The sequence below is a fragment of the Bradyrhizobium sp. USDA 4353 genome, assembly GCF_054063215.1.
In genome coordinates, this window is the sequence record NZ_JBSSGB010000001.1 from 1,133,658 (window position 1) to 1,149,515 (window position 15,858).

Consider the following 15,858-nt stretch of genomic DNA (forward strand, 5'->3'; position numbering starts at 1 on the left):
CTGATGGACCTCGACCTGTTCGATTTGAAAGACATTCTGGAATTCCTCCAGACCGTGGCCCGCTCGATCGGAGCCGAGGTCACCTCGCCGTGGTTCTACCTTCAGCTCGGCCTGGTGCTGAGCGGCGCCGGCATCGCCTTTGCGGCGAGCGCTGCGGTGCGCGCCCGCATCGACGTGACCTCGCTGGCGATGGGCTGGCCCGGCCCGCTGCGGCAGCTGCTGCGGGTGCTGCTGGAGAGCGTCACAACGGTCGTGTTCGTGATCCTGATGCGGATCGCACGCACCGGCATGGTGCTGTGGACCTGGCCGAGCCGCTCCTACCTGCTCGCGGTGGCGCTCAAGCTGGCGCTGGCCTGGCTCGTCATCCGCCTGATCACCTCGGTGATCCGCAGCACCTTCATCGTGCAGATCGTGTCGATCTCGGCCTGGCTGGTCGCGGCGCTCAGCATCATCGGCCAGCTCGACAATGTCGTCGACGCGCTCGACTCCGTCTCGGTCGTGCTCGGCGGCCTCAGGCTGACGCCGCTTTTGGTGATCAAGCTCGGCGTGCTGCTGCTGGCGGTGCTCTGGCTGACCAACATCGCCAGCAATTTCGTCGAGAGCCGGATCACCCGCTCCACCGACCTGACGCCGTCGATCCAGGTGCTGCTGATCAAGATGGTCCGCATGGGCCTGATGATCCTCGGCGTGGCGATCGCGATCAGCGCCGTCGGCATCAACCTGTCGGCGCTCGCGATCTTCTCCGGCGCCGCCGGTGTCGGTATCGGTCTGGGCTTGCAGCGCATCGTCGCCAATTTCGTCGCCGGCATCATCCTGCTCGCCGACAAATCGGTGAAGCCGGGCGACCTCGTCACCATCGGCGACAGCTCGGGCCGCATCAGCGCGATGAACACGCGCTACATCTCGGTCGCCGCCGGCGACGGCCGCGAGTTCCTGATCCCGAACGAGGACCTCGTCACCCAGAAGGTCACCAACTGGACCTACACCGACAAGAACACGCTGGTGAAGGTGAACTTCGGCACCAATTATGACGCCGATCCGCGCGTCGTCGTCAAGCTTGCCACCGACATCGCGGCCGAGATGCCGCGCACGCTGAAATCAAAAGCGCCGACCTGCCTGCTGACCGAGTTCACCGAGGCCGGCATGAAGTTCTCGCTGACCACATGGATCGCCGATCCCAGCTACATGGACAGCGTCAAGAGCGAGGTGATGCTGGCCCTGTGGGACGCGTTCAAGCGCGAGGGCATCCGCGTGCCCTATCCGGTGCGCGAGCTGCGGGTGCGCGGCGGCGCGCTGCCGGTGGAGACCACGGTCGAGGTCCCGACCTGATCACAGCTCCATTGATGAGAGGTCCATGCGTCGGATCGACGCATGCGGCCGCGAATATGAAGTAGTTCATAGTTCACGCCGGAGTGAAGGTGCACAGCGCCTCCGCTCCATGTGCACGGTATCGACGCGAAGGCCTGTGCCTCCACGTGTACCGAATGATCCATTCACCACCTGTCCTGCCCTTTCTATCGTCGGCGTGCTCAGCGATCCCCGTCGTTGTCGCGTGACGGTTCGCGATCGCAAGCAAATCGAAACGATCGGCGACCCCAGGAGGAAGACAATGGACGGACAACAGGTGAATGGCGCACTTCAGGCGGGCGTGCCTTACGGTCTGCTTGCTGCGCAGCAGTTGGCGCCACAAGGCTTCGTCGGCAATCTGCTCGGCCAGATCGGCGCCCCCGTCGGCAATGCGATCGGCGGCGCCTTCGGCAACGCCGGTCTCGGCCAGGCGCTCGGCGGCGGCATCGGCCAGATCGCCCAGCGCTTCCTGCCGTTCGACGCCGCGCCGCAATTCGTGCCACAGGGCTTCGTCGGCAACCTGCTCGGTCAGATCGGCGCACCCGTCGGCAATGCGATCGGCGGCGCTTTCGGCAATGCCGGTCTCGGCCAGGCGCTCGGCGGTGGCATCGGCCAGCTCGCCCAGCGCTTCCTGCCGTTCGACGTCGCGCCGCAATTCGTGCCGCAAGGCTTCGTCGGCAATCTGCTCGGTCAGATCGGCGCACCCGTCGGTAATGCGATCGGCGGCGCTTTCGGCAATGCCGGTCTCGGCCAGGCGCTCGGCGGCGGCATCGGCCAGATCGCCCAGCGCTTCCTGCCGTTCGACGCCGCGCCGCAATTCGTGCCGCAGGGCTTTGTCGGCAACCTGCTCGGTCAGATCGGCGCCCCCGTCGGCAATGCGATCGGCGGCGCCTTCGGCAACGCAGGTCTCGGCCAGGCGCTCGGCGGCGGCATCGGCCAGATCGCCCAGCGCTTCCTGCCGTTCGACGCCGCGCCGCAATTCGTGCCACAGGGCTTCGTCGGCAATCTGCTCGGTCAGATCGGCGCACCCGTCGGTAATGCGATCGGCGGCGCCTTCGGCAACGCAGGTCTCGGCCAGGCGCTCGGCGGCGGCATCGGCCAGCTCGCCCAGCGCTTCCTGCCGTTCGAGGCTGCGCCGGAGCTCGCTCCGCAGGGCTTCTTCGGCAACCTGCTCGGCCAGGTCGGCGCTCCGCTCGGCGGCGCCATCGGCGGTGCCTTCGGCAATCGCGGCCTTGGCAATGCCATCGGCGGCGTCGCGGGCCAGCTCGCCCAGCGCTTCCTGCCCTTCGAGGCCGCACCGGAGCTCGCTCCGCAGGGCTTCTTCGGCAACCTGCTCGGCCAGGTCGGCGCTCCGCTCGGCGGCGCCATCGGCGGTGCCTTCGGCAATCGCGGCCTCGGCAACACCATCGGTGGGGTGGCCGGGCAGCTCGCCCAGCGCTTCCTGCCGTTCGACGCCGCACCGCAATTCGTGCCGCAGGGCGTGCTCAGCAACGTCCTCGGCCAATCGCGCCTGCCGTTCACCAACACCCTGTATGGCGGATCGCCCTTTGCAGGGGTGCCGCAACAGCCGGTCGGCATCCTGCCGTTCGACGCCGCGCCCGAGCTTGCGCCGCAAGGCCTTCTCGGCGGCTTCCTCGGCAGCACGCTCGGCGGTCTCGGCGGCGGCTTCATCGGCAAGGCGCTCGGCAACCGCAATCTCGGCCAGACCATCGGCAGCACTGCCGGCGGCATCCTCGGCGGGATCCTGCCGTTCGATGCCAGCCCGCAGCTGGCGCAGGGCGGCTGGGGCCAGACCGGTTTTGGCACTGTGCCGATCGCCTCTGTCTATCCCTACCAGGGCGTGACCTATCACTGAGCCGGCACGCCGGTGTGAGGCTGGACGCAGACGTTGCAAGTTTCCCCCGGGCGGCTCGATAGTCGCCCGGGGGAAACCCGAGACAGTGAGGACGACCATCATGACCGACAGCTTCACCACGGACGGCTCAAGCGATCAGTTCATCGTTGCGGGACGTAGTACGTCCGACACTCCCCAGCTCACCGCGTTCGAGGACGCGCTGAAAGGCATTGCCGGAGCGTCCATCGTTTCGAAGGGCGGACGCCCGGACCAGCCACACCTCGTCGTGAATCTGAGATTGAAAGACGCCGAACAGCTCAAATCGCGCTTCGGCTCAGCATTGATCATCGAGCGGAACGCCAAGCTCAGTCCGTTCTGACGGAATCAATGCCATGCGCCGATCCGACAAGCAGCAGAGATCCCAGGAGAGAGACGCTATGGCCGACAACAATTCGAGCGACAACTCACCGGGCCAAGGCAAGGGCCCGAATGGCCGCGCCAATGCCGCCCCCAACAAGACCGATGCGGCTTCGCCGACGGTGGAGCCCACGGTGAAGACGAGACGATCACGCTTCCTGGTCGCGGCACGTCCACTGCCCGGCGTGCAGCCGATGGCGGTCGACGCGATCGCGACGACTCTCAACAACATGCCGGATGTCCAAATCATCAGGCAGGTGAAGCCGAGCGGCTTCGGCGCCTTGTCGGCCGGAGGCGGCGGCGGCGGGATGCCGGAGATCGTGGTCGCCGAGATGGATCCGGCGCGCGGCGCGGCGCTGCGGGCCAGCGCGCCGCCGAACGTCATTGTCGAGCACGATGCACTGCTGCGTCATGCCGACGATCTGTCGATGGCCTTCAACAATGCGATGACAATGCAGCCCGGCATCGGCATCGACGTGCGGCTGCGCGTCGTCGGTGCCAACGGACAGCCGCTGCCGAAGGCCACCGTCTATGTCTACGGGCTGGGCTTCCCCGGCCAGGGTGTGACCGACGACAAGGGCGAGGTCACGGTGACCGTGTTCGGCGGACCGCTGGAGACGATCCAGGCGATCTACGTCAAGCCGAGCGCCAACCACTGGGATCGCATGTTCGAGCGCCCGGCGCTGTCCGACGGCATCAATACGCTGCAGCTGCAGCCGTTCGCCGCGACCTTCCAGGGCTTTCCGGGCGCGCCCTATGTCGGCTGGGGCCAGCAGCTGATGAAGCTCGATCAGCTCGATCCGTCGCTGACCGGCCAGGGCGTCAAGGTCGGGATCATCGATTCCGGCTGCGACAGCAGCCATCCGCAGCTCACCCATGTCACCCGCGGCATGGATTTCACCAACAACAAGGACGGCGCGAGCTGGACCAGGGACACGATGTCCCACGGCACGCATTGTGCCGGCATCATCACCGCGGCGATTTCAGGCCAGATGAAGGCGGTGCGCGGCTTTGCGCCGATGGCCGAGGTGCACGCGTTGAAGGTGTTCCCCGGCGGCCGCTTCAGCGACCTGATCGACGCGCTCGACCAGGCGATCGCGCGCGGCATCGATGTCGTCAATATGAGCCTCGGCAGCGGCGAGCAGTCCGAGCTCGTCGCGCACAAGCTGATCGAGGCGCGGCAGAACGGCGTCGCCTGCATCGTGGCGGCCGGCAATGCCAGCGGCCCGGTGCAGTTCCCCGGCAATCAGCCGTCGGTTCTCACCGTGTCCGCGATCGGCAAGCTCGGCGAGTTTCCCGACGACAGCTATCACGCCCGCACTGTGGTGCCGAACCTGGTGGCCGGCGCGATGTTCTCGCCGCGCTTCACCTGCTTCGGGCCGCAGATCGCGGTGGCCGGTCCAGGCGTCGCCATTCTGTCGACCGTGCCCGGCGGCGGCTACGCGGCGTGGGACGGCACCTCGATGGCGACGCCGCACATCACCGGCATGGCCGCGCTGCTGCTCGCCCATCACCCGCTGTTCCGCGACACGGCCAAGGCCCGCAACGAGCAGCGCGTGTCGCAGCTCTATCAGCTGCTCGCCAGCACCGGCGTGCGCTATCTCGGCGATCCCACCCGCGAAGGCGTCGGCGTGCCGGACCTGCAGCGCGTCGCAGGCCTCAGCGCAGCGCCTCAGGCCGGCAACATCGCCACCGCGTCGGCGGCGCCGTCGCTCGGCACGATCAGCTTCGGCGTGCCGTTCCAGGGCTCGCCGTTCGCGAATGCTTTCCTGCAGCCGCAGATGATCAACCCGGCGCTGCTGCAGGGCTTCCTGCAGATGCGCAACGCCGGACTGATCTGAGGACAGTCGCAGCCGAAGCGAAAGATCCGCCGGCGCAATGCCGGCGGATCGAGCCCGCGAGACTGATTGAGCTAGCCGCCTTGACGCTGGTGATGTGCGCGCAGCCGATGGGCGGCCTGGTTGCGCCGGCGCACATTGAGCTTCTCGAGGATGTTGTGCACGTGATTCTTGACGGTGCCGACCTCGATCCGAAGATCTCGTGCGATCTCCTTGTTCGACAATCCCACCTCGATCATCTGCAGGATCTCGCACTCGCGCGGCGTCAGCTCGCCCAACCGCAACTTCGTCGCAGGTAGCGGTGGAGCCGGATCCGGCTGCACCTCCGGCTCGGCCACGAGCGAGATCTGCTCGCTGCGGCCGCCGGCGGTCAGCCGGTCGACCTCGGCGATGACGTCGTCGATCGATCCGTCGCGCGGCACGCAGCCCGCGATGCCGCGGCCGATCGCCGACAAGGCCGGCGCTGCGATCTCGGGGACGCCGATGGCGAGGATCTCCAGATCCGGCTGCTCACGCAGCAGCGCCGTCGCGCGCTCCAGACCGTGCCATTCGCCGACATCGAGCAGAACCAGATGCGGACGAGCCAGCGCGACGAGACCGAGAGCGCCGCGGTGATCGACCGTATCGATCACCTCGAGCCGATCGTTCTGTCCCAGCCTTGCGCCGAGCGCCTCGCGAAACACCCGCGTTTCGCTGACGATCACGATGCGGATCTTGCCCATGACCGCGTCGGGCACGTCTGCCGGAAGCGCGGGAACCGGCAGGATGTCGAGGTCGAGGGCACGTCGCGACATTGGAAACTCCCAATCGCAAAATGGCTGCAGCGGTCCGGCCGGACGTGTGCCCGACAGAGACTGGGTGGATTGCAGGTGAAATGATGCTGGGAATTGAACAACCTTTGGGCGAATTTTGCCCCACAATCGTGACAGGAACGTGGTCGGAGCGGCTGCGCGGTTCGTCGCAGCTGCCGGCGAAAAACTGGTATGATGCTGCCAGGAATGGACATCTGCGCAGTCTCCTCACGCACCAACAATGGACTTGCAAATGCACCCTGAAGGTGTGTCGCGACACGATGCAAAACGTTCGAAGATTCATGCGGGAACAAGCACCTACCGCCTGATCGGCCCCGGCCGCGCAAACCCGGCTTGCACGGGGCCGCACGATCATTAAATTAGGCGATCACCCCTCGACATGTTCGGAAACGAAACAGGCCCATGAGCTATATCGAAGCCACCGACACCGCTGCGCGCAAGAACGGCCAGATCAAGCTGCATGGTCCGAGCGGCTTTGCCGGCATGCGCACGGCCGGCGCGCTGGTGTCGAAGTGCCTCGATGCGCTCACCGACATCGTCAAGCCGGGCGTGCCGACCTCGCGGATCGACGATGTCGTGCGCGACTTCGCCTTCAGCCACGGCGCCTATCCGGCGACCTTGATGTATCGCGGCTATCGCTACTCGACCTGCACGTCGATCAACCACGTCGTCTGCCACGGCATGCCGAACGACCGTCCGCTGAAGGAAGGCGACATCATCAATGTCGACGTCACCTTCATCGTCGACGGCTGGTACGGCGATTCCAGCCGCATGTATGCGATCGGCCCGATCTCGCGCAAAGCCGAGCGGTTGATCGAGGTCACCTATGAGTCGATGATGCGCGGCATCGCCGCGGTGAAGCCCGGCGCCACCACCGGCGACATCGGCCACGCCATCCAGAGCTTTGTCGAGCCGCAGGGCATGAGCGTGGTGCGCGATTTCTGCGGCCACGGCCTCGGCCGGCTGTTCCACGACGAGCCGAACATCATCCATGTCGGCCGTCCCGGCGAGGGCGTGCTGCTCAAGCCCGGCATGTTCTTCACCATCGAGCCGATGATCAATCTCGGCAAGCCGCATGTGAAGATCCTGTCCGACGGCTGGACCGCGGTCACCCGCGACCGCTCGCTGTCGGCGCAGTTCGAGCATTCAGTCGGCGTGACCAATGACGGCGTCGAGATCTTCACCTTGTCGGAGCGCCATGGCGAGAAGCCGCTGACGCAGGTGTGAGCGGCCGCACGCCATCCCGCGTCTGATTGTTGCCATTCCCGGCTGCTCGACTGCCGTCTTCATGCATGTGATTGCAGGAGGCGTCTCTGACCATCGCAACCCGCCGCGGCGTCATCGGCCTTCTTTCAGCGAGCGCGGCGCTGCTGACGTCGCGCGCATCTGCGGCCGCGGAAACCCAAGCCGCCTCGACGCCCGCCGACGACGCCTGCATCCTGACGCCGCAATCCGAATCCGGGCCGTATTATCTCGATCCCAAGCTGGTGCGCGCCGATATCGCCGAGGGCCGGCCCGGCGTGCCGCTCGCGTTGCGGCTGCGCGTGATCGAGGCCGGCGCCTGCACGCCGGTATCAGGCGCGCGCGTCGATGTCTGGCACTGTGATGCCCGCGGCATCTATTCGGGCTATGCGGGCCAGGGCGACAATCACAAGCTCGACCAGAGCGGCAAGACGTTTTTGCGCGGCACCCAGATGGCTGACGCTGCGGGATGGGCCGGCTTCACCACCATCTATCCCGGCTGGTATGCGGGCCGCGCGACGCACATCCATTTCCGGGTGTTCGTCGACGAGGCGACGGTGCTGACGGGACAGACCTTCTTTCCCGAGGCGCTGAACGAGTTCATCTACACCAACGTGCCGGACTACACGGGCCGGCCGAAGCAGCGCCTCGTCATCAACGCCAATGACCGCGTCGCCACCGACGCCGATCCTGATCACCGGGCCTATTGCGCGATCAAGGAGGAGCGCGATCGCTACCTCGCGACCTTGACGCTCGCCGTGAGCCGCAAGCCGGCCGCCGCCGTCGAGATGCCCACCGGGAAGCTGCCGCCGGCGCCGTGGATCAAGGACCGGCTGGCCGCACTGGTGCCCGGACTGAAACGCAGCCCGTTCTGATCAGCGCGGCTCCGTCATGAAATAAGCGAGCGCCGCGACCGGCAGCGCGATGCCGAAGGCGGCCGCGAGCATCCAGCCGCCATGCGCATAGGCGTAAGCGCCGATGCCCGAGCCGGCCGCACCGGCGACGAAGAACGTCGTCATGTAGAGGCCGTTGAGCCGGCTGCGCTGCCCGGCCCCGAGCACGAACAGCACGCGATAGCCGAGAATGAGGCTGAGCTGCACGCCGCAATCGATCGCGACGGCGGCGATGACAAGCGTCGTGAGCGATGCGGTGCTCCCCAGCGGAAACACCAGCGTCAGGGCAAAGCCGATCAGGCAGAGCAGCATCGCGGCGACGGAGGCCGGCCGGGTCCAGCCACGATCGGCGATGCGGCCGGCGATCGGCGCCATGATCGCGCCGCCGACTCCGACCAGCGCAAACAGAGCGATGCCGGACTGCGACATGCGGAAATCAGGCCCGGCCAGCAGCAGCGGCGAGGTGGTCCAGAACACGCTGAAGCAGCTGAACAACGCGGCCTGATACAGCGCGCGGCGGCGCAGCGCCGGCGTGTCGCGATAGAGCTCGACCATCGAGCCGAGGAGCTGGCCGTAGCTCAGCCGCGCCGCGGGCTCGCGCGGCGGCAGCGCGACACGCAGCACCACGGCCAGGATGACCATGGCGAGCGCCGATCCCGCATAGATCACGTGCCACGACGCATGCGCGGCGACGAAGCTCGCCACCGGGCGCGCCAGCATGATGCCGAGCATCAGCCCGGTCGAGACGTTGCCGACGGTGCGGCCGCGGATCGCTTCCGGCGCCATGTGCCCGGCATAAGGGATCAGGATCTGCACCGCGACCGAGCCGACGCCGATCAGCAGCGCCGAGAGCAGGAAGGTCGCGGGGCTCGTCGCCAACGCCGCGCAGCCCAGCGCCGCCGCGCCCACGACCATGGTGGCGATGACGAGCTTGCGGTTCTCGATGAGGTCGCCGAGCGGGACGATCAGCAAAAGCCCCGCGCCATAGCCGATCTGGCTCATGGTCACGAGCAGCCCCGCAAGCTGCGGCGGCAGGCCGAGATCGGCGCTGATCGGCCCGATCAGCGGCTGCGCATAGTAGATGTTGGCAACGATCAGCCCGCAGGAGAAGGCCAATAGCAGCGTGATCCAGCTCGAGAGGCTGTCGGCGCTCTCGGACGTGACGGTGGTCAATGGAACTCTCCCGGGGCGGGACGGAAATCCCTGGGTCGCAGATATGAGCTTTGAGTTGCGATATTGCGTCGCAGCAACAATGCCTGACATAGGTGCTGAAGGTCCGCCACACCAATTCACGTCTACGTGGGCGTCGCTGCGGGCATAGGCCGCGCGCCGACCTGCACACCTGCGCCTGTCAGGACAGGCGCAGGTCCATCGCGGCTAACGCACCTCGCCCATTTCCCCGTCCGCTTCGGAAACCTGCCGGCCGCCGATCAGCCGCGGCAGCAGCATCGGAACCCGGCGGCGGTAGCGCTGATAGGCCTCGCCGAACTGCGCGACCAGATCGCGCTCCTCCAGCCACAGCCCGACCAGGATGTAGCCGGTGCTGAGCGCGGCGAACAGCAGATGCCCGAGGCTCATCACAGGCGTCGCCCAGAACGCCAAGAGGAAGCCGAGCATCAGCGGATGCCGGACCAGGCGATACAGCAGCGGCGTCTTGAACGGCTGAGCCGGCGGCTGCGCGCCACGCATCGCCGACAGCGCCTGGCGCAGCCCGAACAGATCGAAATGATCGATCATGTAGGTCGAGGACAGCGCGACCAGCCAGCCGAGCCATTGGATGCCGGTCAGCAGCACGGCAGCGGCGCCCTGAACGTGCCAGACGGGTGCCGGGATCGGGCGCCACTGCCAGAACAGCAGCAGCAGGATCAGGCTCGACAGCAGCACATAGGTGCTGCGCTCGGCGGCCTTCGGAATGATCTGCGTCCAGACCCGCTTGAAGCCCGGCCGCGCCATCACGCTGTGCTGGATCGCGAACAGGCCAAGCAACAGCCCGTTGATGACAATGGCATCGACGGGATCGGACGGCGGACCGACGTCGATCGTCTTCGATGCGAGCAGGTCATGATTGCCGACGAAACCAAGCGCCCACACGAACGACACAAGGAAGACGGCATAGCTCATGGCGGCGTAGAACAGGATGAGGAGACGTGCGAACATGGATGCTTTCCTGTTGTGTGGACGCAGCGTTGGCGGGACGGGATCGGTCACCCCGAGACGCGCGCTGGGATCGTGTCCGCCTGCTAGCAGGCGAGCGTCCTCTCAGCGTCCCCCGAAGCGCCCATGACGGAATCGCCGCAAACGTCATCATTGCAGGTCTCAATCCCCATGGCCCGGTTCAGCGTACGGACATCAGGCTTTCCGGAGATTCGCCGGGACGGCGAGCCGTGCCCGCTGCCGTTGCGCAAGGGGCTCGCGCTGCTGGTCTACCTCGCCGAGGCCAAAGGCGCCGTCGCGCGCGACGTCGCCGCGACGATGTTCTGGCCTGACAGTCCCGAGGACGTTGCGCGAACGCGCCTGCGCCGCCTGCTGCACCGGATTCAGCTTGCGCTCGGCGACGGCGTCCTCGCCACCGACCGCACGAGCTTGCGCTGGTCTGAAACGGTCGCGCTGGAGGTCGATGCCCACGAGTTCGAAGCGGCCTGCGATCGCGGCGACTTCGCGCTGGCCTGCCGCCTCTATCCGGGCGACTTCCTCGACGGCTTCACGCCCGGCGACTGTCCGCAATTCGACGAATGGGCGTTCTTCCGGCGCGAGGCGTTGCGCGGCCGGGCCGTGCAAGCCTTGGAGCGCGTCGTCCAGGACAGCAGCGCCGCCGGCGACTACGCCACCGCCGTGGCCCATGCCCGCCGCCTCGTCGCGCTCGATTCCCTCAGCGAGGTCTATGGCCGCGCGCTGATCCGCAGCCTGATGCTCGCGGGCGACCGCGCCGGCGCCGAGCGTCACCTGGAGGCGCTGACGCAGCAGCTTCGCGACGAGCTCGGCGTCGCGCCCGAGCCGAAAACCCGCGCGCTGCTGAATGCGTCGACGCGTGTCGCGGAGCCGCCGGCCACGCGCTATATCGGCGGCGGCGGCGTTCATCTCGCCTATCAGACCTATGGCGCGGGGCCGCTCGACATCCTCCTGCTGCCGGGCTTCGTCTCGCATGTCGAGCGCGTCTGGGAGGAGCCGCGCAGCCGGGCGCTGCTGTCCGCGCTCGCCGCAATGGGCCGCCTGATCCTGTTCGATCGCCGCGGCATCGGCCTGTCCGACCGGGTCGGCTTCAGCCCGAGCGTTGACGCCACCACGCGCGACATCGAAACCGTGCTCGACGCCGCCGGCAGCCGCCGCACAGTGCTGCTCGGCGCCTCCGAAGGCGGACCAGCCTGCATCACGTTCGCGGCCCAAAATCCGGAGCGCGTCGCCGGCCTGATCCTGTTCGCCTCGCTCGCCAAGGGCAGCGCGACACCGGACTATCCGCACGCTCTGCGAGCCCGCCAATATGACATGTGGCTGCGACAGCTGGTGACGGGCTGGGGCGGCCCGGCCGGCATCGAGGCGTTCGCGCCGAGTCTCGCCGGCGATCCGCAGGCGCGGGCCTGGTGGGCCGGCCTGCTGCGGGCGGCCTCGAGCCCCGGCGCCATCAAGGGCCTGCTCGAAGCGCTCAGGGAGACCGACGTCCGGCATCTGCTCGGTCGGGTGGCCGTTCCGACCTTGGTGCTGCACCGTCGCGACGATCGCGCCGTGCTGGTCGGGGCCGGCCGGCATCTCGCCAGCCACATCCGCCAGGCCCGCTTCGTCGAGCTCGACGGCGCCGATCACTGGATGTTCGCCGGCGCGCAGCAGCCGGTGCTCGCCAGCATCGCGGACTTCATCGCGGGCCTGCCGGCGCGAGCGGGATAGCTACGCGATCGCCGGCGCGGCGCCTCACCGCGCGGCAGGATCGAGCACTTCGAGGTTGCAAAATGCCGAGGCCGCGGCATGCTGGCGCCGATGCCCGACAAAGCCCCTGCCCCGAACGACGCGCCGCCCGAGACGCCGCATTATCTCGGCCATCGCCAGCGGCTGCGCGAGCGATTCCACTCTGCCGGCCCGGACGCGCTGAGCGACTATGAGCTGCTGGAGATGGCACTGTTTCCGGCGCTGCCGCGGCGCGACGTCAAGCCGCTCGCGAAGGCGCTGATCAAGACGTTCGGCTCGTTCGCCGAGGTGGTGCATGCGCCCGAGCCGCGGCTGCGCGAGATCGACGGCATCGGCGATGCCGTGATCACCCAGCTCAAGCTGATCGGCGCCGCCGCGCACCGCATCGCCAAGGGCGAGGTGCGGCAGAAGCACGCGCTGGCGTCATGGCAGGACGTCATCACCTATTGCCGCACCAGCATGGCGTTTGCCGAGAAGGAGCAGTTCAGGCTCTTGTTCCTCGACAAGCGCAACCAGTTGATCGCCGACGAGGTGCAGCAGACCGGCACCGTGGACCACACGCCGGTCTATCCCCGCGAGGTGATCAAGCGCGCATTGGAGCTGTCGGCCACCGCGATCATCCTGGTGCATAATCACCCTTCCGGCGACCCGACGCCGTCGCAGGCCGACATCCGCATGACCAAGACCATCGTCGACATCGCCAAGCCGCTCGGCATCACCGTCCATGACCACATCATCGTCGGCAAGAACGGGCATACCAGCCTGAAAGGCTCCGGGCTGATGTGAGCGGACAAAGCAGCTGCGCCATCCCGCACGACAGAACGCCGATGCTCAATCGCGCGCCGCGGCGCGGTCGCAGCCCGGCAGATCATGGAACGTCACAGCGCCATCCGATACGCTCATCAAGCCACTCTCGCGCAACTGCGCCAGCACGCGGCTGACATGAACGGTGGTCAGGCCGGCCGCATCGGCGATGTGCTGGTGACGCAGCGGAAAAGAATAGCGGCGCCCTTCAACCAGCCCCTCCGGAACGAGCTTGTTCATGGTGCCGAGAACCAGAAATGCAATCCGTCCCTGGGCGGAGCGCTGCGCGAGCGCGGACGCCAGATCGTAAGCATCGCGCATCTCCTGCATCAAGAGATCGAGCACCAGCGACATCAATGGCGGCGTCGCCAGACATGTCTCGCGCAGCTTGCGCGCCGAGTAGCTGCAGAGCTGAACGTCCGTGAGTGCCTGCACCGGCGTATCGCTCTGCGGCACGGACGGTTCTGAGAATGCCGCTTCCGTAGACACAACCTGGCTGGGCAGAACGATCTTCACGATGGAGCGGCGTCCGTCCGGAAGAATGCGGTAGCGGAACGCCCATCCGCTGCACAAGATCAGCGCTCGCGCGTTTTTCGCGATCTTCTGACCGGCTGCAACCGTAAAGAAGCGTTGATCCAGCGCAGCTCGATCGGCTGCATCGACCGGCGCCGCGAGAATGGCGTCACAGAGCCCTCCTGCAGGGCACGAGAGACACCTGCGAGGCTGCTCCGGGGGCGTCATTGGATCGACCTTTTGAAATCCAGCCGCGCCATTGCCGCCAGAAGTTATTAGTCGAAACCACGCCCAACAACACGCATCAATAACATGGATCAAGTGCTCCTGTTCAATGTTAAGACAATTGCTTCTTTATTAGTTCGACGCGAGCGCAAGTGGCACGAATCACTAGAGAAACTCGAAGCGCTCGATGCAGGCTTGGGTGTCGCACCGGACTTTTACGGGCTGCAGCACGTTCATCGCGGCAATGCGAAGGACTCAGCACGGCGCTTTGCAGCATTTCGTGGACACGATTGAAGGACTATCCTCAGATGTTTGCACGCAAGACCACCACCAATGCTGACGCCAAGCTCGCCGCAATCGGGCGCTCCGCGGCGATGATCGAATTCGAGATGGACGGCACGATCCGGACCGCGAACAAGAATTTTCTCGATGCACTCGGCTACCGCCTGGAGGAAATCGAGGGCAAGCACCACTCGATGTTCGTCCCCGCCGATCAGCGCGATACGCCCGCATATCGCGAGTTCTGGTCACGACTCAATCAGGGCGAATATCAAGCAGCCGAGTTCAAACGCATCGCTAAAGACGGCCATGAGGTCTGGATCGAAGCATCGTACAATCCGGTGCTCGATCGCAATGGCAAGCCGCATATCGTGGTCAAGATCGCGACCGACATCACCGCCAAGAAAATCGCGAGCCTGAAGGACGCCGGAAAGATCGCGGCGCTCGACCGTTCGCAAGCCGTCATCGAGTTCGGCATGGATGGCACCATCGTCTCCGCGAATGAAAACTTCCTCAAGGTCATGGGCTATGAGCTCCGGGAGATTCAAGGCCGTCACCACAGCATCTTCGTGGAGCCGGCGGAGCGCGACAGTGCCGCCTATCGCGAGTTCTGGGCCAAGCTGAACATGGGCGAGTACCAGGCCGCCGAGTACAAGCGCATCGGCAAGAACGGCAGGGAAGTCTGGATTCTGGCGTCCTACAATCCGATCCTCGACGACAGGGGCAAGCCGATCGCGGTCGTCAAATTCGCGACCGACGTCACGGCCACGAAACTGAAGAACGCCGATCTTGCCGGGCAGATCTCGGCCATCGGCAAGTCGCAGGCCGTGATCGAGTTCAACATGGATGGCACGGTGATTTCCGCGAACGAGAATTTCCTCAAGGCGTTGGGCTACACGCTCGAGGAAATCCGCGGTAAGCACCACAGCATGTTCGTTCCCCCCGACGAACGCGACAGCACGACCTATCGCGACTTCTGGGCGAAGCTGAACCGCGGCGAATACCAGGCAGCCGAATACAAGCGCATCGGCAAGGGCGGCCGGGAGGTGTACATCCAGGCCTCCTACAATCCGATCATGGATTTGAACGGCAAGCCGTTCAAGGTGGTCAAATACGCCACCGACGTGACGCGCCAGGTGCTGGTGCGCATGGGCAATGAGCGCGTTCGCGGCATGATGGAGTCGGTCGCCGCCGGCGCCGAGGAGCTCAATGCCTCCGTGCGCGAGATCTCCGAGGCCATGACCAAGTCCCGCGAGACTGCGATGGGCGCCGTCGACCGGGTCGGCGCCGCCGATACGCAGGCGCAGAACCTGTCCAACGCGACGCAAGCGATGAGCGGCATCCTCGATCTCATCGACAACATCACCGGGCAGATCAACCTGCTGGCGCTGAACGCGACGATCGAATCGGCGCGCGCTGGCGAGGCCGGACGCGGCTTCGCCGTGGTCGCGTCTGAGGTCAAGAACCTGGCCACGCAAGCCAAGCACGCCACCGACAAGATCGGACGGGAGATCGAAGGTCTCAACAGCATCTCCGGCGAGGTCGTCCTCGCCCTCGGAGAGATCAAGCAGGCGATCCACAATGTCAGCGAATACGTCACCTCGACGGCGGCCGCGGTCGAAGAGCAGAGCACCGTGACGACCGAGATGTCGAACAGCATGCAGCGTGCCGCGGCGGAGGCTTCCAAGATCGCGGGCGGGTGAGTGGCACCCATCCGCTTGAACCGATCGACCGTGGGGCGTCACCCAATCGGGTGA

At 66.3% G+C, this 15,858-nt stretch carries 14 protein-coding genes; 10 read left to right on the forward strand and 4 right to left on the reverse strand.

Features of this window, described 5'->3' with window-relative positions:
* Nucleotides 1-3: 3 nt before the first annotated feature.
* The 4 genes from ACVILH_RS05080 to ACVILH_RS05095 all read left to right on the forward strand — a co-directional run bounded on the left by ACVILH_RS05080 (nt 4) and on the right by ACVILH_RS05095 (nt 5,439).
* A complete protein-coding gene (locus ACVILH_RS05080; RefSeq protein WP_456711916.1) occupies nt 4-1,329 on the forward strand; it encodes a mechanosensitive ion channel family protein in 1,326 nt (441 codons plus the stop codon).
* A 280-nt stretch (nt 1,330-1,609) separates the two neighbouring features.
* Entirely contained in the window at nt 1,610-3,202 is a 1,593-nt protein-coding gene (locus ACVILH_RS05085) for a hypothetical protein (protein WP_456711917.1), read from the forward strand.
* 100 nt (nt 3,203-3,302) lie between these two features.
* Nucleotides 3,303-3,560: a hypothetical protein gene (locus ACVILH_RS05090; protein WP_456711918.1), complete on the forward strand. Its 258-nt coding sequence runs from the start codon at nt 3,303-3,305 to the stop codon at nt 3,558-3,560.
* A 58-nt stretch (nt 3,561-3,618) separates the two neighbouring features.
* Nucleotides 3,619-5,439 (forward strand): S8 family serine peptidase, encoded by a 1,821-nt coding sequence (locus tag ACVILH_RS05095; RefSeq protein ID WP_456711919.1) that lies wholly within the window; start codon nt 3,619-3,621, stop codon nt 5,437-5,439.
* A 71-nt stretch (nt 5,440-5,510) separates the two neighbouring features.
* On the opposite strand, the gene ACVILH_RS05100 is transcribed toward ACVILH_RS05095, so the two are convergent.
* Complete coding sequence (locus ACVILH_RS05100) at nt 5,511-6,230, reverse strand: LuxR C-terminal-related transcriptional regulator (protein ID WP_456711920.1); 720 nt, start codon at nt 6,228-6,230, stop codon at nt 5,511-5,513.
* Nucleotides 6,231-6,650: 420 nt separating this feature from the next.
* On the opposite strand from ACVILH_RS05100, the gene map reads away from it, so the two are divergent.
* Both map and ACVILH_RS05110 read left to right on the forward strand, forming a co-directional pair.
* Nucleotides 6,651-7,475, forward strand: coding sequence for a type I methionyl aminopeptidase (gene map, locus ACVILH_RS05105; RefSeq protein ID WP_456711921.1), 825 nt, complete (start codon nt 6,651-6,653; stop codon nt 7,473-7,475).
* A gap of 86 nt (nt 7,476-7,561) precedes the next feature.
* Nucleotides 7,562-8,365 carry an intradiol ring-cleavage dioxygenase gene (locus tag ACVILH_RS05110; RefSeq protein WP_456716872.1) on the forward strand — a complete coding sequence of 268 codons (804 nt, stop codon included), beginning with the start codon at nt 7,562-7,564 and terminating at the stop codon, nt 8,363-8,365.
* Here the strand turns inward: ACVILH_RS05110 and ACVILH_RS05115 are convergent, their stop codons facing one another.
* Entirely contained in the window at nt 8,366-9,556 is a 1,191-nt protein-coding gene (locus ACVILH_RS05115) for an MFS transporter (protein ID WP_456711922.1), read from the reverse strand. It lies immediately after the preceding gene.
* A 204-nt stretch (nt 9,557-9,760) separates the two neighbouring features.
* The gene (gene mddA / locus ACVILH_RS05120) at nt 9,761-10,540 is read right to left on the reverse strand and encodes a methanethiol S-methyltransferase (RefSeq protein ID WP_456711923.1); all 780 of its coding nucleotides are present in this window, start codon (nt 10,538-10,540) and stop codon (nt 9,761-9,763) included.
* A gap of 168 nt (nt 10,541-10,708) precedes the next feature.
* Between mddA and ACVILH_RS05125 the strand changes: the two genes are divergently transcribed.
* Nucleotides 10,709-12,262, forward strand: a complete 1,554-nt coding sequence (locus ACVILH_RS05125; protein WP_456711924.1) for an alpha/beta fold hydrolase — start codon at nt 10,709-10,711, stop codon at nt 12,260-12,262.
* Nucleotides 12,263-12,352: 90 nt separating this feature from the next.
* Complete coding sequence (radC, locus tag ACVILH_RS05130; protein ID WP_456716873.1) at nt 12,353-13,066, forward strand: RadC family protein; 714 nt, start codon at nt 12,353-12,355, stop codon at nt 13,064-13,066.
* A gap of 45 nt (nt 13,067-13,111) precedes the next feature.
* On the opposite strand, the gene ACVILH_RS05135 is transcribed toward radC, so the two are convergent.
* The gene (locus ACVILH_RS05135) at nt 13,112-13,918 is read right to left on the reverse strand and encodes a Crp/Fnr family transcriptional regulator (protein WP_456711925.1); all 807 of its coding nucleotides are present in this window, start codon (nt 13,916-13,918) and stop codon (nt 13,112-13,114) included.
* On the opposite strand from ACVILH_RS05135, the gene ACVILH_RS05140 reads away from it, so the two are divergent.
* Both ACVILH_RS05140 and ACVILH_RS05145 read left to right on the forward strand, forming a co-directional pair.
* The gene (locus ACVILH_RS05140; RefSeq protein WP_456711926.1) at nt 13,910-14,116 is read left to right on the forward strand and encodes a hypothetical protein; all 207 of its coding nucleotides are present in this window, start codon (nt 13,910-13,912) and stop codon (nt 14,114-14,116) included. The genes ACVILH_RS05135 and ACVILH_RS05140 overlap by 9 nt on opposite strands.
* 14 nt (nt 14,117-14,130) lie before the next feature.
* On the forward strand, nt 14,131-15,804 hold the full coding sequence (locus tag ACVILH_RS05145; RefSeq protein ID WP_456711927.1) for a methyl-accepting chemotaxis protein: 1,674 nt from the start codon (nt 14,131-14,133) through the stop codon (nt 15,802-15,804).
* Nucleotides 15,805-15,858: the final 54 nt, after the last annotated feature.

Excerpts from the sequence above, each read along its gene's own strand:
- ACVILH_RS05080 (WP_456711916.1), top strand. The coding sequence starts at position 4 with ATGGACCTCGACCTGTTCGATTTGAAAGACATTCTGGAATTCCTCCAG.
- ACVILH_RS05085 (WP_456711917.1), top strand. The coding sequence starts at position 1,610 with ATGGACGGACAACAGGTGAATGGCGCACTTCAGGCGGGCGTGCCTTAC.
- ACVILH_RS05090 (WP_456711918.1), top strand. The coding sequence starts at position 3,303 with ATGACCGACAGCTTCACCACGGACGGCTCAAGCGATCAGTTCATCGTT.
- ACVILH_RS05095 (WP_456711919.1), top strand. The coding sequence starts at position 3,619 with ATGGCCGACAACAATTCGAGCGACAACTCACCGGGCCAAGGCAAGGGC.
- ACVILH_RS05100 (WP_456711920.1), bottom strand. The coding sequence starts at position 6,230 with ATGTCGCGACGTGCCCTCGACCTCGACATCCTGCCGGTTCCCGCGCTT.
- map (WP_456711921.1), top strand. The coding sequence starts at position 6,651 with ATGAGCTATATCGAAGCCACCGACACCGCTGCGCGCAAGAACGGCCAG.
- mddA (WP_456711923.1), bottom strand. The coding sequence starts at position 10,540 with ATGTTCGCACGTCTCCTCATCCTGTTCTACGCCGCCATGAGCTATGCC.
- ACVILH_RS05125 (WP_456711924.1), top strand. The coding sequence starts at position 10,709 with ATGGCCCGGTTCAGCGTACGGACATCAGGCTTTCCGGAGATTCGCCGG.
- radC (WP_456716873.1), top strand. The coding sequence starts at position 12,353 with ATGCCCGACAAAGCCCCTGCCCCGAACGACGCGCCGCCCGAGACGCCG.
- ACVILH_RS05140 (WP_456711926.1), top strand. The coding sequence starts at position 13,910 with ATGGATCAAGTGCTCCTGTTCAATGTTAAGACAATTGCTTCTTTATTA.
- ACVILH_RS05145 (WP_456711927.1), top strand. The coding sequence starts at position 14,131 with ATGTTTGCACGCAAGACCACCACCAATGCTGACGCCAAGCTCGCCGCA.